Origin of the sequence: Pontiella sulfatireligans, assembly GCF_900890705.1 — a bacterium.
GTDB lineage: Bacteria > Verrucomicrobiota > Kiritimatiellia > Kiritimatiellales > Pontiellaceae > Pontiella > Pontiella sulfatireligans.
This window is the reverse complement of sequence record NZ_CAAHFH010000002.1, coordinates 2,001,943-2,024,194: the sequence shown is the minus strand read 5'-3', so window position 1 is coordinate 2,024,194 and position 22,252 is coordinate 2,001,943. Positions and strand designations below refer to the sequence as shown.

At 58.1% G+C, this 22,252-nt stretch carries 16 protein-coding genes; 11 read left to right on the top strand and 5 right to left on the bottom strand.

The window, feature by feature from the left end; all coding sequences use genetic code 11:
• Window positions 1-37 precede the first annotated feature (37 nt).
• Window positions 38-775, bottom strand: coding sequence for an SIR2 family NAD-dependent protein deacylase (locus SCARR_RS21340; RefSeq protein WP_136063667.1), 738 nt, complete (start codon window positions 773-775; stop codon window positions 38-40).
• A 96-nt stretch (window positions 776-871) separates the two neighbouring features.
• On the opposite strand from SCARR_RS21340, the gene SCARR_RS21335 reads away from it, so the two are divergent.
• Window positions 872-2,155 carry a Gfo/Idh/MocA family protein gene (locus tag SCARR_RS21335; protein WP_136063666.1) on the top strand — a complete coding sequence of 428 codons (1,284 nt, stop codon included), beginning with the start codon at window positions 872-874 and terminating at the stop codon, window positions 2,153-2,155.
• Between the two features lie 14 nt (window positions 2,156-2,169).
• Window positions 2,170-2,817, top strand: a complete 648-nt coding sequence (locus SCARR_RS21330) for a 3-keto-disaccharide hydrolase (protein WP_136063665.1) — start codon at window positions 2,170-2,172, stop codon at window positions 2,815-2,817.
• A 239-nt stretch (window positions 2,818-3,056) separates the two neighbouring features.
• Here SCARR_RS21330 and miaE read toward each other — a convergent pair whose 3' ends face one another.
• Window positions 3,057-3,674: a tRNA-(ms[2]io[6]A)-hydroxylase gene (miaE, locus tag SCARR_RS21325; protein WP_187356384.1), complete on the bottom strand. Its 618-nt coding sequence runs from the start codon at window positions 3,672-3,674 to the stop codon at window positions 3,057-3,059.
• 155 nt (window positions 3,675-3,829) lie between these two features.
• Here miaE and SCARR_RS21320 point away from each other — a divergent pair, with 155 nt between their 5' ends.
• Together SCARR_RS21320 and SCARR_RS21315 are read left to right on the top strand one after the other, a co-directional pair.
• On the top strand, window positions 3,830-4,414 hold the full coding sequence (locus SCARR_RS21320; protein ID WP_136063664.1) for a YeeE/YedE thiosulfate transporter family protein: 585 nt from the start codon (window positions 3,830-3,832) through the stop codon (window positions 4,412-4,414).
• A gap of 1 nt (window position 4,415) precedes the next feature.
• Window positions 4,416-4,982 carry a DUF6691 family protein gene (locus SCARR_RS21315; RefSeq protein WP_136063663.1) on the top strand — a complete coding sequence of 189 codons (567 nt, stop codon included), beginning with the start codon at window positions 4,416-4,418 and terminating at the stop codon, window positions 4,980-4,982.
• Between the two features lie 7 nt (window positions 4,983-4,989).
• Here the strand turns inward: SCARR_RS21315 and SCARR_RS21310 are convergent, their stop codons facing one another.
• Window positions 4,990-13,233: an Ig-like domain-containing protein gene (locus SCARR_RS21310; RefSeq protein ID WP_136063662.1), complete on the bottom strand. Its 8,244-nt coding sequence runs from the start codon at window positions 13,231-13,233 to the stop codon at window positions 4,990-4,992.
• 308 nt (window positions 13,234-13,541) lie between these two features.
• Here SCARR_RS21310 and SCARR_RS21305 point away from each other — a divergent pair, with 308 nt between their 5' ends.
• The 6 genes from SCARR_RS21305 (at window position 13,542) to SCARR_RS21285 (ending at window position 18,960) form a co-directional block, all read left to right on the top strand.
• Window positions 13,542-14,204, top strand: a complete 663-nt coding sequence (locus tag SCARR_RS21305; protein WP_136063661.1) for a ferredoxin--NADP reductase — start codon at window positions 13,542-13,544, stop codon at window positions 14,202-14,204.
• Between the two features lie 139 nt (window positions 14,205-14,343).
• Window positions 14,344-15,378 (top strand): 23S rRNA (adenine(2503)-C(2))-methyltransferase RlmN, encoded by a 1,035-nt coding sequence (gene rlmN, locus SCARR_RS21300; RefSeq protein ID WP_136063660.1) that lies wholly within the window; start codon window positions 14,344-14,346, stop codon window positions 15,376-15,378.
• 114 nt (window positions 15,379-15,492) lie between these two features.
• Window positions 15,493-16,407: an NHL repeat-containing protein gene (locus SCARR_RS21295; protein ID WP_136063659.1), complete on the top strand. Its 915-nt coding sequence runs from the start codon at window positions 15,493-15,495 to the stop codon at window positions 16,405-16,407.
• On the top strand, window positions 16,395-17,240 hold the full coding sequence (locus tag SCARR_RS21290; protein ID WP_136063658.1) for a phosphate/phosphite/phosphonate ABC transporter substrate-binding protein: 846 nt from the start codon (window positions 16,395-16,397) through the stop codon (window positions 17,238-17,240). Before SCARR_RS21295 ends, SCARR_RS21290 begins: the two co-directional genes overlap by 13 nt.
• Window positions 17,237-17,854, top strand: coding sequence for a 4Fe-4S dicluster domain-containing protein (locus SCARR_RS28365; protein WP_168433506.1), 618 nt, complete (start codon window positions 17,237-17,239; stop codon window positions 17,852-17,854). The genes SCARR_RS21290 and SCARR_RS28365 overlap by 4 nt, the downstream gene beginning before the upstream one ends.
• On the top strand, window positions 17,851-18,960 hold the full coding sequence (locus SCARR_RS21285; RefSeq protein WP_168433505.1) for a 4Fe-4S binding protein: 1,110 nt from the start codon (window positions 17,851-17,853) through the stop codon (window positions 18,958-18,960). The genes SCARR_RS28365 and SCARR_RS21285 overlap by 4 nt, the downstream gene beginning before the upstream one ends.
• 57 nt (window positions 18,961-19,017) lie before the next feature.
• Here the strand turns inward: SCARR_RS21285 and SCARR_RS21280 are convergent, their stop codons facing one another.
• Together SCARR_RS21280 and SCARR_RS21275 are read right to left on the bottom strand one after the other, a co-directional pair.
• On the bottom strand, window positions 19,018-19,344 hold the full coding sequence (locus SCARR_RS21280) for a hypothetical protein (RefSeq protein ID WP_136063656.1): 327 nt from the start codon (window positions 19,342-19,344) through the stop codon (window positions 19,018-19,020).
• A 395-nt stretch (window positions 19,345-19,739) separates the two neighbouring features.
• Window positions 19,740-19,964: a hypothetical protein gene (locus tag SCARR_RS21275; RefSeq protein WP_136063655.1), complete on the bottom strand. Its 225-nt coding sequence runs from the start codon at window positions 19,962-19,964 to the stop codon at window positions 19,740-19,742.
• Between the two features lie 495 nt (window positions 19,965-20,459).
• Here SCARR_RS21275 and SCARR_RS21270 point away from each other — a divergent pair, with 495 nt between their 5' ends.
• Window positions 20,460-22,073 (top strand): alpha/beta hydrolase fold domain-containing protein, encoded by a 1,614-nt coding sequence (locus SCARR_RS21270; protein WP_136063654.1) that lies wholly within the window; start codon window positions 20,460-20,462, stop codon window positions 22,071-22,073.
• The last annotated feature ends 179 nt before the right edge of the window (window positions 22,074-22,252 follow it).

Here is a 22,252-nt window from a genome sequence, read left to right as displayed (position 1 = left end):
TCAAAAGATTAGCAAACAGGCCAAAGTTTTCGAGCTTTTAATGGCGATCTTTCGAAAAAAGGCTCGAGACCTGCTCCATCACGGAGCAGAGGTCGCCGTGGATGACGCAGTCGGCCTCGGGATCAAGCGGCGTGGGATCGCGGTTGACGATGGCGAGCTTGGCGCCGAGGCGCCGATAGCCGGGCAGCCCGGCGGCGGGATAAACGGAGAGCGACGTGCCGAGCACCAAAACCAGATCGGCCCGATGGATGGCGGCCACCGAGGCGTCCCAGTCGTATTCCGGCAGCATTTCACCAAAAAATGTGATGTCGGGTTTATAAACCCCCTTACAGGAGCAGCGCGGAATTTCGCCGGCCAGAATAAGGGGAAGCAGCGTTTCCGTCTCGACGCGGTCGCCGCATTTCAGGCAGGTGCTGTGGATATGGTTGCCGTGCACCGTGTAGACCGGCGACGACCCGGCGCGCTGGTGGTAGTCGTCCACATTCTGGGTGACGACCGTCACCTCCTTCCCCCGTCGCTGCCACTCCGCCAGCGCCTGGTGGGCGGCGTTGGGCTGGGCGTCGCGCACTTGCGGATAGAAGGAGCGGGCAAAAGTGTAGAAAATCGAAGGATTGCGGATGAATGCGTTCAGATCGAAGACGTTCGCGTTGCCCGAGGAATAGACCCCGCCCGCCGACCGGAAGTCCGGAATGCCCGACGCCGTCGAGATTCCCGCCCCCGTCAGCACCGCGATCGATTCGGCCTCCGCCACCATTGCTGCCAATTGCTCAACCATGGCCGAACATTAAACAACTTGAGGTTCACTTGTCTACTATCGCCTTTCCGGTGCGTCTATTATACAAATTAAAAAAGCAAAACCAAGGAGTGGGAAATGATTGATGCATGCACGCGCAGAAGTTCGCTGAAAACAACCGTCATCGCAGGAACCGTCGCCAGCCTGGCCGGTCTGGCCAGCGCCGCACCCGGAAAAACAGTGAAAGTCGCGCTGGTGGGCTGCGGTGGACGCGGCAAGGGCGACCTCAATAATTTCCTGAAAGCCTGTAAAATCCTAAACCTCGACGCCGAAGTCGTCGCCCTCGCCGACGCCTTCGAGAGCGCAGCCGTTGACTACGGCCAGAAATTCAACGTGCCGGCCGAGAACTGCTTCGGCGGATTCGATGCCTACCGCAAGGTCGCGCAATCGGACGCTGAATATGTCCTGCTCGTCACCCCGCCCCTCTTCCGCCCGCTCCATCTCGAAGCAATGGTCAACGCCGGCAAAAACGTATTTGTTGAAAAGCCCGTGGCGGTCGATGCCCCCGGTTGCCGAAAAGTAATTGCGCTCGGCGAGCTCGCCAAAAAGAAGGGGCTCGGCGTTTCGGCCGGCATGCAGCGGCGCCACTCGGGGAGCTATCTCAAAAACAAGGCGTTGGTCGACGCCGGCGCCATCGGCGAAATTCTCGGAGGCATCGTAACCTGGAACGGGCGCGTGCCGTGGATCAAGGAGCGGCGCCCCGAGGACAGCGACGCCCAATACCTCGCACGCAACTGGCTCAACTGGACCGAAATGTCCGGCGACCATATCTGCGAGCAGCACGTCCACAACCTCGACGTCGCCAACTGGTTCATCGGCCATCCGCCCGCTTCCGCCGTCGGCTTCGGTGGGCGGGCCCGACGCGAAACCGGCAACTCGTTCGACTTTTTCAGCGTCGATCTCGACTATGGCGACAACGTCCACATCCATAGCCAATGCCGACAGATCTCCGGCTGCTACAACCGCGTCGGCGAAGAGCTGCGCGGCACCAAGGGCGTCGTTTTCGGAGGCGGCAAGCTCAAGGGCGATCCGGCCATCACCGTTCCCGATCCCAAGATGGACACCGACAACGAGGGCGTTCAGGAATTCATCGACATGATCCGCGGCGTCCGTTCTGGCCAGCCGCTCAACGAAGCACAAATCGTCGCCGAAGCCACCGCCACCGCCATTATGGGCCGCATTGCCTGCTACACCGGCAAGATGGTGCGCTGGTCCGACCTGATGCAAAACGAAAAGTCGGAGTGGTACAACTTTACCTGCGGGATCGTCGCCGAGGACTTCGAGACCGGCAGCGTCAAACTCCCGCCCGAAGACGTTGTCGCGATCCCCGGCGACGGAGCCCCCATCAAGCGCCGCAACTAATCCAGGAGACTGCTATGAAACCAATGATAGCCATATTGCTCGCAGCCCTTGTTTCCGCCAGCTTTGCCGGCGAGGAATGGAAGCCGCTCTTTAACGGGAAGGATTTCACCGGCTGGAGCTTCGATACGCTCGACAAAGCCGCGCCGGAAACCATCTGGTCGGTTGCCGACGGCGTCATTAGCGTCGGGGGCAAAGACAAGCCCAACGGCGTAATGCGCACCGAAAAAAGCTATTCCAACTATGAGCTCGAATTCGAGTGGCGCTGGCCGGATTCCGGCGGCAATAGCGGCTGCCTCATCCACTGCTCCGATCCCCGCCTGATGAATGTCTGGCCCAAATCGATCGAGGTGCAGTTGATGAAGGACAACGCCGGCGACTTCTGGGAGATCGGCGAAGCCATCGAGGTGACGCCCGAGCAGATTGCCCCGCCAGGGAAAAAGGGGCCGAGCCGCCGACGCCTCAACCTGACCGACGGCTCCGAAAAGCCGATGAGCGAATGGAACACCATGCGCGTCGTCGCCAAAGGCAACGCCGTCGAGGTCTTCGTGAACGGCACCCTCGTGCAAAAGGGTTGGGACGCCTCGGTTTCCGAAGGCGCCATCTGCCTCCAGGCCGAGCGCGCCAACGTCCAGTTCCGCAACATTCGGATCAAGGAGAAGTAAAGGAAACGGTTCGTAGTTCCGCCTTTAGGCGGCTAGTCCGCAGAGCCGCCTTGTTTGAGACTTCATTGCCGAACAGGACGTTTTCCTTCGCAAGCTCAGGTGAAACGTCACTACACCAAGCAAGGTGTAGCATCGCTTCACCGGCCGAAGGACGGAAAGCGATCTTTCTTCGGAACTCTAATACATGAAAAATCCAGCACAGCTGGTGGGCCGCCTAAAGGCGGAACTACAAACTTCTTTTACTCCGGCACGCCGCTGTGGAAGCGGAAGAGGCCGTCGGGCGATTCGATGGCGCTGCGCTCGATTTCGCCGAAGAACGCCACACGAGCGACGATAGGCTCGCCGGCATATTTTGCGGCCAGCGTGAGATAATCCTTGAAGTGTCGCGCTTCCGATTTGAGCAGCGAACTGAAAAAGGCGGCGATCTCTTCATCCATGTGCGGGGCAAGCGAGGCAAAGCGCTCGCACGAGCGCGCTTCGATGTAGGCGCCAACGATGAGGGAATCGGTCAGCTGGCCGGGCTCGCGCTTGCGGATTTCGGCGTTGAGCAGGCCGGCGTAGCGTGACGGCTTGAGAATCTTGTAGGCATAGCCGCGTTTCGTCAGCAGCGCGTGCACCTTCTCGAAGTGGCGCAGCTCTTCGCGGGCAAGCTTCGACATTTTGGAGAGCACGTCGGTTTTATCCGGACACCGGAACATCAACTGCAGCGCGTTACGCGCGGCGCACTGCTCCAGATAGCAGTGGTTCTGCAAAAGGATTTCTTCATGCTTCAGCGCTTCCTCGATCCACGCCTGCGGGGTCCGGCACAGCAGAAAATCAAACAACGCATCCAAATCAGACTGGTTCACCAATTCCATTTTATTTCTCCAAAATAGGGGAACAAAAAGCTACACGAAGAAGACTATGAGCGCGAAGAAGATTTGATGCTTCAATTGACGAGGTGTTTGCCCCGCATTATGGTGTCTGCCGTTTATCTATAAATAGAATCCCTTAGCCTGACTGGAGTCATCTGATGAAAAACCTTTTATACCAAAAGCAATGGAACTGGAAAGTGAGCGGCATTGCTCTGGGCATTGCCTTTTTGCTGGCCGTGGTGTGCGTAAAACCCATCGGCGTATCCACCCAGTTTGTCATTTTTGACGGCGTGATCTGGGATCTGTTTTCTCCCGGTCTGGTGGTCGATGACGCCGAGGCCTCTACAGGCTACAGCAGCACCAACCCTTATCTGAACAAAAGCGGAGGCAAATATGCCAAGAGCGTCGCCAAGCCGCTGAACTACAGCTTTGTGTTTGCACTGGCCATGGTGGCCGGCGGCTTTCTAGCCTCCCGGCTTCAGACCACCCGGCTCGGCAAAAAGGAGTTGGCCGCCCCGAAAGTTTGGAGGAATAAATTCGGCGACTCATCCGTCAAACGCTACATCGTGGTATTCGTGGGAGGCGTGTTGGCTCTGTTTGGCTCGCGCCTCGCGGGCGGCTGCACCAGCGGGCACATGATGAGCGGCATGATGCAAACCTCGATCAGCGGCTATCTGTTTGCCATGGGCGCGTTTGCCTGCGCCGTCCCGACCGCCATCATTATGTATAAACGGGGGGAATAAGATGGAACTCCTTTTTGCCATTCTCATTGGAACCGCCTTCGGCTTCATCCTGCAGAAAGCGGGCGCGGCCAATCCGCAACGGATCATTGACATGCTCCGCCTAAAGGATTTTCACTTAATGAAAGCCATCTTTTTGGGCATTGGGTCGAGCAGTCTGCTGCTGTTTGCGCTGCTGGCGCTCGGCTGGGTGGATAGCAGCCATGTCAGCGTGAAAACCGCCTACAGCGGCGTCATCCTCGGTGGCGCCATCATGGGAATAGGCTGGGCGGTTTCTGGATTCTGCCCCGGCACCGGACTCGTTGCCGCCGGTGCGCGGCGCAAGGATGCACTCTTCTTTACCCTAGGCGGACTGGCCGGCGCACTGCTCTTCACCTTGATCTACGGCTCCATAAAATCGAGCGCGTTGTTTGAAAAAATCGGCGAAGGCAAAATCACGCTGGCAGAAACCGGGATCGAAAGCTACACCGCCCTGTTGCCCTCCGTCCCCGGCGTAGCCGTGGCCGGTGGTATCGGCATCGTGTTTATCCTGATTGCCTGGAAGCTCCCGAAAGGGAGCCCCAGCGAATAAAACACGCCTACTCCATGCGCACCTTGACCCGGTAAAAGACTGGTTCGGGGCCAACCGCCGGCGGATTGGTGAAGGCGTTGACCTCCGGCGTGGCCGGAAGTCCGTTACCTCCCGCGACATCCAAGAAGCTCGCCGCGGCCAGATTCGTCGCCGACTCCACCGTGTAGCGGCGGGCGGCGGCGCTCGACCAGCTGATGATGGTTCCTCCCCCGCTGATCGATAGAATCTCGAAGCAGGACGCGCCGTTGGTCGGGTCGGTTCCGGCAATGTATTCCTCCCAGTTGCTCAGCCCGTCGGCGTCACCATGCTCTGCGCCGTCCGGCGCAAGCGGGTCGAGCCCGTACTGGTTCTCGAACGTGTCCGGCATGCCGTCGTTGTCGTCGTCCGGGTCAGCCAGGTTGCCGGCGCCGTCGCCATCGGTGTCGATTTCGTCGAGCGTCGCCCAGCCCGGCACGTCGTCGACCTGGAAGTTCATCCGGCGCGTGGACTTAAAGATGCCGTCGTCCGCCACGAAGTCCACATACATGGATTCGTAGTGGCCGCCCCCTTCCGTGATCTGCAGCGCGTCGGGGCGGAAGGTGAAGATGCCCCGGGCCGGATCAAAGGTTGTGTTTTCCATCGGCGTGCGCGACAGGACGACCGGATCACCATCGGCATCTGTTGCCGAGATGGTTGCACTGAAAAACTCGCCTTCCACCAGCTCGACCGTGTCCGGCGCCCCGTTGAAGTCGATCACCGGAAGGTGGTTGCCTTCGCGCGAAGCATAAGTGGTCAGCTCCATCGTCCAGCGCTCCGTCTCACCGGCAGCAAACGCGAGGTTGGCGGCGTCCACTTCAACAAAGTGATACTCCACCCACCCGTCAAACTGCAGCTCGACGACCAGCAGACGATTCCGCGCAACCACATCGGGACCCTGGAACAGATAGCCGTTGTTGGTGGACGACCACGGATTGTGGACATCCATGCCGCCTTCCCAGCCCGGCAACGTCTGGTGCGGGAAATCCCACTCACCGAACGCGTCAGTGGTGCCGCTGAACTTCGGGTTGTCCGGCACAATCTCATCCCACCCGCGCTGGAACACGCGAATAGCCGCGCCGTCCACCGGCGTGCCGTCGAGGTGCCGCACGCGCAGGGTGATGTTCGACTGAACCGCCGCCATGTAGTCGCCATAGAAGCCGCGCCGCATGCCGAGGTTGCGGTTCATGCCCGCCACGGTGCTGGAGCAAAAGTAGCGCTTGCCGTGGTTGGCCATCATGCCCCGCTCGGGCTCGACATAATACGCGGCGCCGCTGTCGTGCATGATCTCCATGTTTCCATGGAACAGGGTTTCGCCCCAAAGATTCGGGCAGGCGGGCGTTCCTGCAACCGCCACGCCACCCGTGGTGATGAGGAGCTTGCTGTTGACCGTATCGTCCCGATAGAGATCAACAATGCCAATCTGGTGGCCCCACTCATGCATCAGCCCGCCTTCCACAGACTTGGCATAGCGCAGCACATCCTCCTCCTGCCATCCATCAAAGATAAAGTCCCAGCTTCCGTCAGAAAGCCAGCGTTCGGGATTCGATGCGCCCGACAGGGAAAGATCCGGCCACACGTCCAACCGATCCAGCCGCACCGGCTGCGGGCAGCCGCAGGCGTTGAGCCGCCGTTCGAAGGCGCGAACCATCATGCGCGCCCAGTCTTCGGGCGAATAGCTTTCCAGTAGGTTGGGCATTCCGGCAAACAGCCGATAGGGCGTTTCCTCGAAGAACAGCCAGAAGACAACTCCGACAATGTCGTCATCGACCACATTGTTCAACTCGCACTGTTCGACGATGACATCGAACGGATCGAGTTCAAAGCGGATGCGGTGGCCGGGCACGCCGCGTTCGAGCTTTTGCGTACCTTCGGAGTAGGCGCCGCCGGGCTCGGCAATTGTTTCGACGGCGTCCGCCGGCCATGGCGCGCTCCAGCTGTTGGACCATGCGACGCCGGATTCGCAAACCGCGAGGACACCCTGGGTCTGCACCGTTCCATCAAACACCCAACGCCAGACCACATTGCTGGTGGCAAAGTCGCCGCGGTTCCAGCAGTGCGCAGTGTAGGTGACGGTTTCGCCCGGTGCCGGCCACTTTTGCTCGCCGGCGTAGGCGGGATCCACCTGCGGATCGCCCGCATACGAAACATGGAAACGGTTGTAGGCAGGGGTCCGCTGGACATAGCCCACATCCAGATCCGCCGCGCGCGCTTCGCGTACGGTCAGCGTGGCAATTCCTGCCACATCGCCGGAAAAGGCCCGCACCGGGGTTGACCCGAGCGACAGGCTTTCGACCACGCCGGCGCCCAGCGAAACCGCAACATGGGTGTCGGCCACCGACCAGTCGACATAGTCGCTAACGTTCCAAACCGCCTCGTTGCTGTAGGTCAGTTCACCGTAGGCCGTGAACGATTCTGTTCGACCGGGAATCGACTCGAACGGGTCGGGTTCGATCACAATGCGGTTCACCCGCACCGTTTCAACCCCCATCACGATGTCGGTTTCCGGCAGCAGCGGCAGGAGGGCCAGCCGGCGGATATGCACGATGTCCGCCGGATTCCCGGCGCGCAGCACGGTGAACCGGTAAACCGTTCCCGTTGCGGGGACGTCCGTCCACCAGCGGTCGTGCAACAGATCGTCGGTCAGGCGTTCGGGACCAAACACCTTGCGATAGGAATTGGTCTGGTCCTCGAGGTCGGCGGTCGATCCGGCTACCTCAAGCGTCCAGTCGTGATAGGACGCATGCGAGAAGCGCCCCTCGGCCCCTACCACCACCTGCGGCGCATCGAACGTCACGGTCACGACGGCCGGGTTGATCAGAATGGTCTTGTAGTAGTTTTCGGAATTGTCATCGAAAATATTATGCCAGTCCTCGTACCCGACCGTAGCCTCCAGCACAGCGAAGCCGTCATCAACCCAATCGTTGACGGGAATGCCGCCCGACTCGGTAACGAGCACGTCCGCGGCGGCGGACAGCCCTTCCAGTACCGCCCGGACATGGGCCAAGCCGCCATGGGCCGCCTGTATCCAGCCATTGGAAACCGTCGCGGCGGCCGGTGCATCCGAAAACCAATTCACCAAGCCGGTCACATTATAGTTGGATGCCGGCGCCGCCGTGTTCCACGCCCAGGCCTCCAGCTGCAGGCTGGCGCCCGCCGGCAGATAGGCCGAAGCAGGAAGCACCTCCAGCGCATTAACCTCCACCTCTTCGCCGTCCACCTCGATAACCACGTTCGACGACAAAGGAGCAATCAGCCAGCCGCGCTCGACGCCGTCGCCCACGGCCAACGACAGCGCATAGGGCAGGCCGTTGTTCGTTTTGAACAGAGGCTCGAAGTGAACATCATTTTCTTCGCCTTCGATGCGGTCGACCGGGGTGTAGTAGTTTTCGTGCGGCGCATTGGGCCCGATGTACCAAACCAGGTTATCACTGCACGCCACATGATTGCTCATCGATTCGTGGTTGTAGATGGCATAAGCGTTATCGCTGTACGGATCGGAGTTTCCGTAGGCGATGATGCTCTTTTCTATGTTCATTGTACGGTTGCCGCCGGAACCGCGCAGCCGGATCAGGTCGGCATCGCCGTGGTCGGGACTCGCGCAGTTGACGATGGTACAGTTTTCGACCTGCACGGTATGCGACAGGCTGCCTCCTTCGTACCCATCGTAGGCCGCCGCACGGCCAAAGCCTTCAATCAGGCAGTGCGACACAATGACCTCGCCGCCGATGTTGGCTTCCGTTCCCCAGCCGCCGAAAAAGATGGCCGTCCCGTTACGCTGGTCGCGCGTTCCGGCAATCTCGTTGAGCTGGTCGCCATCGTATTCGCCCTTCATCCAGATATTGGAGAAGGTGGCATTGCAGAACTGCCGGTCGGGTTCCGATGCACTCGTCCAGAACTGGAACGCCGAGCGTGACCAGTCGGTGCCGTCGCCGGTGACCTCAACCTTAAAGTTGGCGAAAAGCGTACGGTTCGAACAACCGTTGAGGTCGCGGATAAAGCGTGTGTTGGAGGTTTGAAAAACAGTCGCCGTTGGCCCGGCGCCGACCACGCCGATACCGCCGTAGGTGCCCCAGTAAATATTTTCGTTCCCCGCACCGGAAAAGGTACCGGGCCCGACGTTAATGGTTGAGGGCGAAACCGCGATATTGCGTGCTGCTTCCAGCGTCAGCTTGGCGGTGGCCCAGCTCAGACCGTCGTTCCCGTCGTTTCCGTCGCTCGCAACATAGTATTGCGGCAGCTCGGCCTCGGTGGTACGCCAGCCGCGCTCGACATCATCAGCCAGGACATAGGGCTCGCCGCCGATGGTTTTGAAAGTCGGCGCATAGTGTTCATCGGTCTCCTCGCCATCGATGCGATCGGTCGGCTGATAATAGTTTTCGTGCGGTGCATTAGGGCCGATGTGCCAGATGAGATTATTGCTGCAGGTCACATGGTTACCCAGCGAGTCGTTGTTATATACGGCATAGCCGGTGTAGCTGTACGGATCGTTATTATTATAAGCGATAACGCACTCGCGAACATTCATCCAGCGGTTGCTGCTGGAGGCGCGCAACCGAATCAGATCGGCCGCCGCGCCGTCAGGACTGGCACAGTTAACGATCGTGCAGCGCTCGACACTCACGGTGTGCGACAGACTGCTCCCTTCATAGCCGTCATAAGCAACCGCCCGCCCGAAGCCCTCGATCAGACAATGCGAAACCACCGCCTCGCCTTTGAGGGCGGTTTCCGTTCCCCACCCTCCGAAGAAAACGGCGGTGCCGTTGCGCTTGCTGCGCGTTCCGGGAATGCCGTTGAGCTGGTCGCCGTCATATTCGCCCGTCATCCAGACATTGGAAATGGTGGCGTTGCACCAGTGGCGATCTTCCTCCGCCGCGGTGGACCAGAACTGGAAGGCCGCACGCGACCAGTCGTTACCGTCGCCGGTGACTTCGACCTTAAAGTTGGCAAAAAGCGTGCGATTCGAACAGCCGTTGAGGTCGCGGATAAAGCCGGTATTGAAGGTCTGGAAAACCGTCGCCGTTGGCCCGGCACCGATCACGCCGATACCGCCGTAGGTGCCCCAGTATATGTTTTCGTTCCCCACGCCGGAAAAGATTCCGGCGCCGACGTTAATGGTTGAGGGCGAAACTGCAATATTGCGTGCCGCTTCCAGCGTCAGCTTGGCAGTCGCCCAGGAGAGACCGTCGTTGCCGTCGTCGCCGTCGGTCGCAACATAATATTGCGGCAGCTCGGCCTCGGTACTGCGCCAGCCGCGCTCGACATCGTCGGCAATCACATAGGGCTCGCCACCGATGGTTTTGAAAGTCGGTTCGTAGTGTTCATCGGTCTCCTCGCCGTCGATGCGATCGATCGGCTGATAATAGTTTTCGTGCGGTGCATTGGGGCCGATATGCCAGATGAGGTTGCTGGAGCAGGTCACCTGGTTGCTGGTCGAATCGTTATCATATACAGCATAGGTATTCGCGCTGCAGGGATCCGAGTTGCCGTAGGCAATGACGCACTCCGTGATCTTTACATTTCGGTTGCCACCGGAACCGCGGAGCCGGATCAGGTGTCCGGATCCCTGGTCGGGGCTGGCGCAGTTTACCATGGTGCAGCGCTCCACCTGTACGGTGTGCGACAGGGTTCCTCCGCGATAGTCATCGTAGGCCACGGCACGGCCAAAGCCTTCAATCAGGCAGTGTGTCACAATCGCTTCACCTTCGAGATCGGTTTCCGTTCCCCACCCGCCAAAATAAATTCCATTCCCGTTGAAGCAGCTGCGGGTGCCGGCAATTCCGCTGAACTGGTCGCCGTCGTATTCGCCTTTGAGCCACAGATTTGAGAACGTCGCATTGCAATACTGCAGCTCCGGTTCCGACGCGGTGGTCCAGAAGGTGAACGGCGCCCGCCATCCGTCGGTTCCGTCGCCGGTAATTACAACCTTGAAGTCCGCGAACCGTGTCCGCGTCTGGCAGCTGTTCAAATTCCGGATGAAGCCGGTGCTGCTTGTTTGAAAAACGGTCGCCGTGGGACCGGCGCCGACCACGCTGACGCCATCGGAATATTTCCAGTCAATATTTTCGTTCCCGCTGCCCGAAAAGATGCCGGGACCGACATTGATGATTGAGGGTGAAACGGCAATGGCCCTGACCGCATTAAGCGTAAGCTTGGCGGTTGCCCAGGTGAGGCCGTCATTGGCGTCGTTGCCAGAAAATGAGACATAATATTCAGGTTGCGTGGTGCGCCAGCCGCGTTCGACATTGTCGGCGAGGACATAGGGTTCACCGCCTATGGTTTTGAAGTCAGGTTCGTAATGGGCGTCGTTTTCTTCGCCTTCGATGCGGTCGTCCGGCGCGTAGTAGCTCGTATGCGGCTCGTCAGGGCCGATGTGCCAGACGAGGTTGTTGGAGCAAACCACCGTATTGCTGAATGTGTCATGGTTGAAAATGGCAAAGCCGTTGTAGCTCAAGGGATCATCGTTGCCATAGGCAATGACGGTGTCGCTGACCAGCATCGTCCGGTTGCCGCCGGAGCCCCGCAACCAGATAAGCTCGGCACCGTTACCGGGGGTGGCGCAGTTGACGATGGTGCAGCGTTCGACGCGCACGGTATGCGAAAGGGCCCCGCCTGCATAGTCGTCGTAGGCCACAGCACGGCCAAAACCCTCGATCAGGCAATGAACTATATCGATCTCGCCGGCCAGGCTCGTATCCCCTCCCCAGCCACCAAAAAAGATGCCGGATCCATTGGCCTTGCTGCTTGTGCCGGGAATGCCGTTGAGCTGGTCGCCGTCATATTCCCCTTTCAGCCAGAGGTTCGAGAACGTCGCATTGCAGACATGCTGATCCGGATTCTCCGAATCGGTCCACAACCCGAGCGCAGTGCGGCTCCAGTCGTTACCGTCGCCGACAATCTCTACCTTGAAATCGGCGAAAGTCGTATGCGCTTCGCAGCCGTTCAGGCCGATGATAAAACTGTTGGAAACACGGAAGACCGTTTCTGTAGGCCCGACACCTATCACGTTCACACCACCATGGTAGGTCCATTCAATATTATCGTTGGCGGAAAACACGCCGGAACCGACGTTGATCGTCGAAGGAGAAACCGCAATGGCCTTGGCACCTTCCAGGGTGGCTTTGGCGGTTGCCCAGCTCAGGCCGTCGTTGCCGTCGTCGCCAGTCACGGAAACAAAGTACTCCGGATCGGTGCTGCGCCAGCCTCGTTCAACGCTGTCGGCCAGAACATAGGGCTCGCCGCCGATCGTCTTGAAATTCGGTTCATAGTGTTCATCCGTCTCCTCTCCGTCGATGCGATCGGTCGGGTTGTAGTAGTTTTCGTGGGGCGCATTGGGGCCGATGTGCCAAATCAGGTTGCTGGTGCAGGTCACGTGATTACTGGTCGAATCGTTGTCATATACAGCATAGGTATTCGCGCTGTAGGGATCCGAGTTTCCGTAGGCAATTACGCACTCCTTAATGTTCATATTGCGGTTGCCTCCCGTTCCGCGCAACCGGATGAGATGTCCGGAATACTGGTCGGGGCTGGCGCAGTTTACGATGGTGCAGCGCTCCACCTGTACGGTGTGCGACAGGGTTCCTCCGCGATAGTCATCGTAGGCCACGGCACGGCCAAAGCCTTCAATCAGGCAGTGTGTCACGACCGCCTCGCCTTCGAGATCGGTTTCCGTTCCCCACCCGCCAAAATAAATTCCATTCCCGTTGAAGCAGCTGCGGGTGCCGGCAATTCCGCTGAACTGGTCGCCGTCATATTCGCCTTTGAGCCACAGATTCGAGAACGTCGCATTGCAATACTGCAGCTCCGGTTCCGACGCGGTGGTCCAGAAGGTGAACGGCGCCCGCCATCCGTCGGTTCCGTCGCCAGTGATTACGACTTTGAAGTCCGAAAACAGGGTGCGGATGGAGCAACTGTTCAGGTTGCGGATGAAGCCGGTGTTGGAGGTTTGGAAAACGGTCGCTAAGGGGCCTGAGCCGACCACGCCAATGCCATCGGAATATTTCCAGTCAATATTTTCATTCCCGCTGCCGGAGAAGGTACCGGGACCGACGTTGATGATTGATGGAGAAACGGCAATGTTTTTAGCCGCGTTCAACGTTAGTTTCGCCGTTTCCCAGGTCAGACCATCATTGGAATCGCTGCCAGTGGTCGAAACGTAGATATCGGGGCCGGCCGTAACGGCCAGCGGTGCACAGAGCACGAGAAACAAAAAAATCAGAACGTATCGAGCAGTCATTTTAAACCTCCCTATTCCACTTCTGTTCGCTGACTTGCACCGGTGCATATAACGCCGATCCCGCAGGCTGTCAATCTCTTGGCAGGCAAATACACCTATTCGATCATAAGTACATCCGTAATGCCTTCACTCAAGGCTATTTGCAAAATATTTCATTAAATACACGATTCGCACAATCACTGGATTTCCGTGATTTTGCAGGCATAAAAATAGGGGCCGTGTCGGCTGGCAGGTCTACCCGACAGGAGGTTATCGCACCCAATTTTTGCTCGACCCGCGCGCTAAAACCAATAGCTTCAGCCGTTCTTATGAGCAACGCCGAATCCGAATTGAAGCCGCAGCTGCTGACCCGCCACGAAGAAATCGCGCCGGGCGTGTTTGTGATTGGGTTCAAACGCCAACACGACTTTAAGCCCGGCCAGGCGATCAAACTCGGCATTGACCAGGAGCAGCCTCCCCGCATCTACAGCATTTGCAGCGGCGCAAACGACGACGAGCTGAGCGTGCTCTTCAATATTAAGGAAGACGGATTCCTCACGCCCAAACTGGCCGAACTCAGCGCAGGCGATACTGTTTTCGCCTCCGCCCCGTACGGGACCTTTCTGGGCACAAATGATCCGGCGTGGTGGATTGCAACGGGCACAGGCATCGCGCCGTTCCGCAGCATGGTGCGCTCAGGGATGACCCGCAGCAAAACGCTCGTGCACGGCGTCCGCCACCTGAATCAATTTTATTTTCAGGACGACCTAGCCGCTGCGCTGGGCGACAGCTATCACCGTTGCTGCTCGGCGGAGCAAGCCGACGGCGTCTATGCTGGCCGGGTGACCGCCTTTCTGGCCGGACAGCCGCAACTTCCGCAAGACGTCCGCTATTATATCTGCGGGCAGGCCACGATGGCCGTGGAGGTGCGGGATTTGCTGATTGCAAAAGGCATCCCCTTCGGGAACATTGTCACGGAAATCTATTTCTAATGCGCCTTCGAAACAGAAGGAGTATTGGCAGAATGATTTTGTGGCAGAATAATTTTAGGTCCCAGCACAGGTAAAATTATTCTGCCACCCAATTATTCTGCCTAACCTTTTCGAGAAATTGGAGAGAAAGCACCTAATCATGGAACAAAACAAAACAGCCCTTTTTGGAAAAACATTGGCCGAACTGCAGGCCCTCGTTGCGGAATACAAGCTGCCGAAGTTTACCGCCAAGCAGATTGCCGACTGGCTCTACTGCAAGGAGGTGGCGTCCATCGACGAGATGACCAACCTGTCCAAAAAGGCGCGCGAAATTCTCAACGAGCGCCACACCTTCGGCCTTATTGATCCGATCGAAACCAAGGTCAGCACCGACGGCACCAAGAAATATCTCTTCCCCACCGAGCATGACCAGTTTATCGAAACAGCGATGATTCCCTTTAACGACCGCAAGACCGTCTGCGTTTCCTCGCAGGTCGGCTGCAAGATGGGTTGCCTGTTTTGCATGACGGGCAAGCAGGGCTTTCAGGGCCAGCTCTCCGCCGGCGAGATTGTGAACCAGATCCGCAATATTCCGGAACGCGACGGCATCACCAACATTGTCTACATGGGCATGGGCGAACCTTTCGATAATCTGGACGAAGTGCTGAAAAGCGTCGAAATTCTCACCTCCGAGTGGGGCTTCGCCATGAGCCCGCGCCGGATCACCGTTTCCTCTATCGGCATCATTCCCGGGCTTGTGCGCTTCCTGAACGAATGCGAGGCCCATCTGGCGATCAGCCTGCACACCCCCTTCCACGAAGAGCGCCAGCAGCTGATGCCCGTCCAGATTGCCTATCCGCTGGAGCAGATCATCGAAGAAATCCGCAAGTGGGATTTTGGCGGGCAGCGCCGCGTTTCGTTCGAATACATTGTCTTCGGCGGGCTCAACGACTCCCCACGCCACGTCAAGGAACTCGTCCGCATGCTCGGCGGCATCAAGTGCCGCGTCAACCTGATCCGCTTCCACCCGATTCCGGGAACGCCGCTGCACGCCACCGACGAAGACACCCTGCAGCAATTCAAGGATGCCCTGAACAACAAGGGACTCCTGACCACCATCCGCGCCTCCCGCGGGCTCGATATCTACGCCGCCTGCGGACTCCTTTCCACCAAAGCGCAGGCCAAACGCGCCTGAATTCCTCCCCTGCGCGCTTCTTTGCTTTTTGTCTAAAGAAGGGGGAACGGCTTCTTTTGGGGTGCATGCTGGTGAATATTATGATGTTTTCATGAAATCACTGGAGAAGCCGTTATGAAAAGCCCCGCTGCAATATTGATGACCGCCCTGCTCGCCTGCTGTGTGGCCGCCCGTGCGGAATACCGCGTTGAAGGAAACATCGGCAAGGGCAAGCTCGGCGCGGTCAGCCAAATTGCCATCGGCGCCAACGACACCCTCTGCGCGCTCGAAATGAACGGGAAAATAACCGTTTTCAATCCAGACGGCACCGTGGCCTCCACTCTCGATACCGGCCTGGAAAATACGGAAGCCCTGGCCGTGTCGGCGGACGGCAGCCTCTACGTGCTCTCCACCCTGACCGAAACCAAAAAGGTCAAGTCCGGCGCGCGCATGCGAACGGTGCAAGTCCCGGTCGGCGTCGAGTGCGGCGTTTTCGACGCCAAGGGCAAGAAGCTTAAAACCATGAAACTCGACCAGCTCAAGTCCGCCAGAGCGGCGCGCATTGTGGACGGCAAGCTGGCGGTAGCCGACCTCTCCGCCCGCGCCTTGGTTTTCCACGACGTGGAAACCGGCAAGGAAACCGGACGGATAAAAAAGGGCCTGCGGCTCTGTTGCGGCATCTTCGATTTTTGCGAGGGGCCGGACAACACGGTTGCGATCTCGAACCTCGGGGCGTTCAAGCTGCAGCGCTACAGCCTCGACGGCAAGCTGGTGAGTGAATTCGGCAAGCGCGGGCGCGGCATCGACGATTTCCAAGGCTGCTGCAATCCGGTCAGCGCAGCCTATCTGCCCAACCGCGGCATCCTGACGGTCGAAAAAGATCCAACGCGCATCAAGGTCTATGACGCCAACGGCCAGAATGCCGTCCAGATCCCCGGCGTGGAAGAGCTCGTGAAAGGCTGCAGCTTTATCCCGGTGGCGGTCGACAGCAAAGGCGTCATCTATCTCGGCGCCGCCGAAAAAGGATATATCGTAAAATGCGTGCCATAACCACTAGCCTAACCGCGACCGCCCTCGCGCTGCTGTGCGGGTGCGCGCCTCAGTCGCCGATTGCATTGAAGATCGCCGTGAACGATATTTACTGCACCGACACCGCCTGCTTTTGCGTCCACGATGTGGCGGCGCGAGGCTATGCCGATACCTTGGAAAAGCTGAAGTCCGACAGCGGCATCGAATTGCAATTCACCTATTTCACGGAGCCCTACCAACTGGAAGAGGCCATCGTGGCGAACGAATACGACGGCGTGCTTTCCAAGCCGTGGACGGCGCTGCGCCTGCAGAAGCAGGCGGGGGCCTCGTTCCAGCGCATCGTCGATGTGCTCGACCCGAACGGCAACCGCTGGCTGACCGGCAGCGTGATTGTCCCCACCGACTCCCCCATCCAGACTCTGGAAGAGCTAAACGGCAAACACATCTATCTCGGCCAAACCGATGCCTACGAAAAGCATCAAGCCGCCAAACAGTTGTTTGCCGCCAAGGGCATTCTGCCCGCCAAGATCGGAACCAACGCCAGTTGCGGCGAAAACATCGGCGTGTTGCTGGACGAAGAAGCCGACGCGGCCGTGATCAGCGACTATGCCCTTTCGGCCGACTGCGCCGTGGACTTTGCCAAGCCGGAAGAATTCCGGACTCTGGGACAAACCGAACGAATTCCGCTGACCTCGCTGATGCTCGACATGAACAAGGTCCGTGAAGCCGACGCCAAACGCGTGCAAAAAGCCCTGCTGGCGCTGTCTGGGGAAAACGCGCCCGAAAGCCTGCTGGGCAGCGGGTTTGTCGAGCCCGCCCCGTGGAACCCGCCCGAACTGGAGAACCAGCCATGAGCTCGCGCAGAAACTATCTCCGCCTCGGCGGGCAACTGCTCGGCGCCGCCGCGCTCGGCACGGCCACCTTCCGCATCTTTTCGCCGCCGGCGGAAGACGCCGAATTCATCGCACAGGGCCGGCAGTTCGCTTGGCAAATCAACCCGGACAAATGCCGCAACTGCGGCATCTGCGAAACCGCCTGCGTCCGCAAGCCCTCTGCCGTAAAGGCGCTGAACGACCAAACGAAGTGCTCCAACTGCGTCGTCTGCTACGGCCACATCACCAGCACAAAGATTGATTCCGATAAAATCGAGAGCGAAGGCGAGCGCGTCTGCCCGGTCGATGCGGTTAAGCGCAAAAACTTTAGCGGCGGCGTGGACGGGCTCTTTCTCTATTCGCAAGATCCCACGCTTTGCATCGCCTGCGGCCAATGCACGAAGCGCTGCAACCATCACGGCACCCAGTCCATGTTCCTCGCCATCCGCCCCGACCTCTGCCTCGGCTGCAACGAGTGCGCCATTGCCGTCGCCTGTCCGCACGACGCCATCGAACGCATCCCGCGCGAGCCGGTCGACGACTACCGCGGCGACTATTGGTTCGACCACACCTACCTGATGGGAGAAGGCGCTTGATCCGGTCTATTTTTCGTTGGAGGACCCCACGCTTTCCTTCGCTTTGCGAGTGGTTCAAGCGTTTTCCCGCAATAAAGGCCCTGCTGCTTGCATCACTGTTTCTGCTCACGCCCTTCGTGACCGTCGCCCAAGAAGTGGAAGATTGCGACCGCCCGCCGACGCCGGAGCTGGCGGACTACAAAGAGGCGTATGTCCCGCAGGAATTCCTGCACGAATCGTTTAGCTGGGAAGTGGCCGATGTGGTTGTGCTTGCCCTCCTGCTGGGCGTGGCGAGCCTGCTCTCGGTCAGGCACCATCGCAAGTGCCGGTTCACGGCCTTGGCCGTCGTTGCGCTGGCCTACTTCGGCCTGTTTCGCGGCGGCTGCATCTGCCCGGTCGGCGCCACCACCAACTTTTGCATTGGCCTGGCCGCACCTGAGCTGATCGGCAAGACCGTGGCGATCCTCTTTCTGCTGCCGCTGATCACGGCCTTTTTCTTTGGCCGCGTCTTTTGCACATCGGCCTGCCCGCTCGGCGCCATCCAGCATCTGCTGGCGCGTAAGGACGGCTACCAGCTGCCGCCGCGGCTAAACGGTATTCTCCGGATCCTGCCTTTCGCGCTGCTTGCCGCCACGATTTGGGCCGCGCTGCGCGGCGGCATCTTCCTCGCCTGCAAGCTCGATGTCTACAAGCTGATCTTCTTCACCGGCTATGCCTGGATCGACCAGCTCGGCGATTTCCTGCGCGGCACACTAACTGAACCGCGCCTGCTGTTGGTTGGAGACCTGTTTGCCTGGCTGACGCTCGGCTTCACCCTTTTGCTCGGCGTATTCGTGCCGCGCCCGTTCTGCCGCTTTGTCTGTCCCTACGGCGTCCTGCTCGGTTTCTTTTCCATGATCGGACTCCGGAAACGCAGCATCGACCCGGAAAGTTGTTTTTCCTGTATCCAATGCACCAAAACCTGCCCTACGCAAGCGATCTCCGCCGACTTCGCGAAACGTACCGTCAAGGTATCCAGCTTCCATTGCGTTCAATGCGGGCGCTGCGACGAAACCTGCACAACCGATTCCCTCCAAACCCGCTCCCCCTATCCCGACACCCGCTTCCCGAACATTGGGAAAAATTAGCCGCTCTACCGCTTTCCTCTGGGAAGCCGCTTGCCTGCATCAACCTCAGATGGCTCGTTATATTTTTAATGCCGCATGCACCATTAAATATAGGGCGGCGCATCCGGTCAGCCACCCCATAATTTCAGCATTACGAAATGGATGTTTTTTAGCCATGTTGGGTTTACTCATAAAACTGATTTGCTCAATGAGTTTAGAACAGGCCTTCTTTTCTACATTCGACTTTTTGGAATCCTGAATAATCTTTATGGCAACAAAGATCGCAAAAAGGCTCAGTGCCATATCTTCCGCAACCTCCCACATTGGCGATTCCCAAATAAATCTTGCCACCCATGTGAAAACAACGAACCCAATGAGCGGCATAGCTTGTTTTGATAAATTCATTTATATCCTCTGCCAACGGACAATGAGCGCGGGTGCTCTTTATTGGTGAATATGCTAACGCCTAGCGGATGCCCCGTCAATTCGTGGCGGGATAAGCTTTTCAAACATATGAAAAAAAGGCGCACACGCCGTTGCTTCATCCCCTTAGCAAGGCTCAAAGCCACAATAGGACAGGATTTAAGAAACCCCGGCGTTCAGCCATCCTGTAGATCCTGTAATCCTGCCAAAAAACAGACACGGGCGGCTTTGCGGTATTCGGCGGAGATGATGGCCCATTTTCGGAACTGTTTGATGCTGCAAATCCGCTTTCGGATATATCGCCGGTGAAATTCATTATGTAAACAAAAAGCCGCCCCTCAAAAGGGACGGCCTTCTTTTTAAATAGGATGGTCTGATTACTTCTTCGTGCATTCCGCCTTCTTGGTCGAGCATTCCGCTTTCTTGGCCGAGCACTCAGCCTTCTTCGCTGTCGAGCATTCCGCTTTCTTTTCAGACGGACATGCCGAACATTCGGCCTTCTTATCTGTCTGGCCCGCAGTGCATTTTTTACCTTCTCCAGCCAGGGCAAACGCACCGGCAAACATCAGGACTACTGCTGCAATACTTATGATTTTCTTCATATCAATCTCCATATGGGTTAACAGTGAGTCATTACAGACCTACATCTTGTCATCATGTTCAAAAAATAATTCTGGAAAGAACGGCTCTTTATCGCTGTAGGCCTCAGCGCACCCCGCTCCGCCTTCGCGAACTTCGTGCAATTGCTCTCGCTTGGGCTCATGTGGTTAATTTTCTGCGTCCATCCGCGTATATCTGTGGTTCCAACACATTGCTCCGTGGTCCTCTGCGCCCTCCGTGGCGAACCCCATCGGCCTGCCCTTTTCTGCCGGATTGGCTCATAGAGCCAACGCGACAACAAAGCACACACAACGCCTGGAAACCGCTTCACCCAGCTTGCTGGGCCATGGAATGATAATTTTCGAAGCCGCGCAGCCATAATTTCCATCAGGAAATAGTGACCAACGGGAACGTTTCAATAGCGAGCTGAACGAGTGGTTCAAGCGTTCCAATAAATGAACGGGCATATCCGTTATACACGCAACCTCGGAGGCGTCATGAAGACCATGCTTAAGACAGGACTGTGTTTCGCTGCCTTCCTATTCATCCTTTCCCCGCTGTCCGCACAGCAGCAGTTCACCTATGACCGCTTGCTGGAACGCAACGACCAAAACAACGACGGCGTGGTCACCCAGGACGAGTTTCGCGGGAACCCGCAAATGTTCGACCGGATGGATGCGGACAAAGACGGCAAGGCCACCCGCGCCGAGTTCGACGCCGCCATGAAAGCGCGGAGAGGCCGCCAAAGGCAAGGCGACACTCGCGAACAAAGCGGCAACCGCTTTGCCACGCAAGGACTTCAGCCCGGCCAAAAAATCCCCGAACTGACGGTCTACGACCTTGATGGCAAGGAAGTGAAGCTTTCCACTCTTTGGAAAAACAAGCCAGCCGTACTGGTGACCGCATCCGCAACCTGCCCCATCTCCGTCGGCAGCTGCCCCTCGCTCAAACCGCTCTCGGGATCCTATTCGAGCGAAGTCAACGTGGCCGTGCTCTATGTTAAAGAGGCGCATCCCGCAGAGGACGGACAATCCTCGCCCGGTCGAACACTAGGTGCCCGCACCCACCCGCAGCCCCAAACCTTCGAGGAAAAGCTGGCGCTCGCGCAACTGTTTGACCAAAAGATCGATCATGGAAACGCACTGTATGTCGACGGTCTGGAACGAACAGCGGCCAACACCCTCGGCGCCGGCCCCAATATTGGTTTGCTGATCGATCGCACCGGAAAAATAGTCCTGCGCCAAGGCTGGTACAATGCCAACGGCATGGAAGCCGCAATCAATGAGCTAAACGAAAAGGCAGCCAAGCCCCAGAGGCAATACCGCCAGCGCCAACTTCCAGAAAACATTACGGCGCATCGCGACCTTGAATATAGCGTAGAGGACGGCGAATCGCTCCAGCTCGATCTTTATCTTCCGGAAGCGAAGAATCCGCCCCTGATGGTCTGGATCCACGGAGGCGGCTGGAAAAACGGCGACAAAGCCAACGTCAATCCGGCCATCCTCCGGTTGAGCGGCGAAGGCTATGCCGTCGCCAGCATTAACTACCGCCTGAAGGATCTTTCGATCCATCCGAAAAACATCCACGACTGCAAAGGCGCGGTGCGCTGGCTGCGCGCCCATGCTGCCGAATACGGCTACGATCCCGAACGCGTTGCCGTGGGCGGCGGTTCCGCCGGAGGGCACCTTTCCCTGCTGCTGGGCATGAGCAGCGGCGTCCAAGAGCTGGAAGGAACGGTTGGGGGAAACACCAATCAGAGCTCCACGGTCAAAGCGATCGTCGATCTCTATGGACCAAGTGACTTTTCAGCTTTTTCCAAAACAAGCGAACGGTTCAATAAAGCCCATGAGTTTCGCCAAGAGCAGCTCACGCACGCCTCTCCGCTTACCTATCTATCCAAAGATGATCCGCCCGTGCTGATCCTGCACGGCGATCAGGACAAAACGGTTCCGGTCGAGCAGAGCAAGCTCCTGCACGAGCGCTATCAAAAGGCCGGTCTCACCTCCGAGCTGCATATTATCAAAGGCGCCGGCCACGGCGGCATGGTCTTCAGCGACGAAGAGCGCTACCAGCTGATCAAGGCCTTCCTAGACCAGCATCTGGCAGAGTAAGTTCCAACCATTGGAAATCAAAAAGGGGAACACAAGTCACGGAAGTCTGCACGATCGCGCAGGGTTCCGTGACTTTGGTGATGGCGAGACCGTACGCACAAAGGGATCAATACCTGCGCTGGGCCAGCAATAACAGGCCTTCCCATAATAAGCACATGGTTATCACCTTTCGCTTCGAT

Excerpts from the sequence above, each read along its gene's own strand:
- SCARR_RS21340 (WP_136063667.1), bottom strand. The coding sequence starts at position 775 with ATGGTTGAGCAATTGGCAGCAATGGTGGCGGAGGCCGAATCGATCGCG.
- SCARR_RS21335 (WP_136063666.1), top strand. The coding sequence starts at position 872 with ATGATTGATGCATGCACGCGCAGAAGTTCGCTGAAAACAACCGTCATC.
- SCARR_RS21330 (WP_136063665.1), top strand. The coding sequence starts at position 2,170 with ATGAAACCAATGATAGCCATATTGCTCGCAGCCCTTGTTTCCGCCAGC.
- miaE (WP_187356384.1), bottom strand. The coding sequence starts at position 3,674 with ATGGAATTGGTGAACCAGTCTGATTTGGATGCGTTGTTTGATTTTCTG.
- SCARR_RS21320 (WP_136063664.1), top strand. The coding sequence starts at position 3,830 with ATGAAAAACCTTTTATACCAAAAGCAATGGAACTGGAAAGTGAGCGGC.
- SCARR_RS21315 (WP_136063663.1), top strand. The coding sequence starts at position 4,416 with ATGGAACTCCTTTTTGCCATTCTCATTGGAACCGCCTTCGGCTTCATC.
- SCARR_RS21310 (WP_136063662.1), bottom strand. The coding sequence starts at position 13,233 with ATGACTGCTCGATACGTTCTGATTTTTTTGTTTCTCGTGCTCTGTGCA.
- SCARR_RS21305 (WP_136063661.1), top strand. The coding sequence starts at position 13,542 with ATGAGCAACGCCGAATCCGAATTGAAGCCGCAGCTGCTGACCCGCCAC.
- rlmN (WP_136063660.1), top strand. The coding sequence starts at position 14,344 with ATGGAACAAAACAAAACAGCCCTTTTTGGAAAAACATTGGCCGAACTG.
- SCARR_RS21295 (WP_136063659.1), top strand. The coding sequence starts at position 15,493 with ATGAAAAGCCCCGCTGCAATATTGATGACCGCCCTGCTCGCCTGCTGT.
- SCARR_RS21290 (WP_136063658.1), top strand. The coding sequence starts at position 16,395 with ATGCGTGCCATAACCACTAGCCTAACCGCGACCGCCCTCGCGCTGCTG.
- SCARR_RS28365 (WP_168433506.1), top strand. The coding sequence starts at position 17,237 with ATGAGCTCGCGCAGAAACTATCTCCGCCTCGGCGGGCAACTGCTCGGC.
- SCARR_RS21280 (WP_136063656.1), bottom strand. The coding sequence starts at position 19,344 with ATGAATTTATCAAAACAAGCTATGCCGCTCATTGGGTTCGTTGTTTTC.
- SCARR_RS21275 (WP_136063655.1), bottom strand. The coding sequence starts at position 19,964 with ATGAAGAAAATCATAAGTATTGCAGCAGTAGTCCTGATGTTTGCCGGT.
- SCARR_RS21270 (WP_136063654.1), top strand. The coding sequence starts at position 20,460 with ATGAAGACCATGCTTAAGACAGGACTGTGTTTCGCTGCCTTCCTATTC.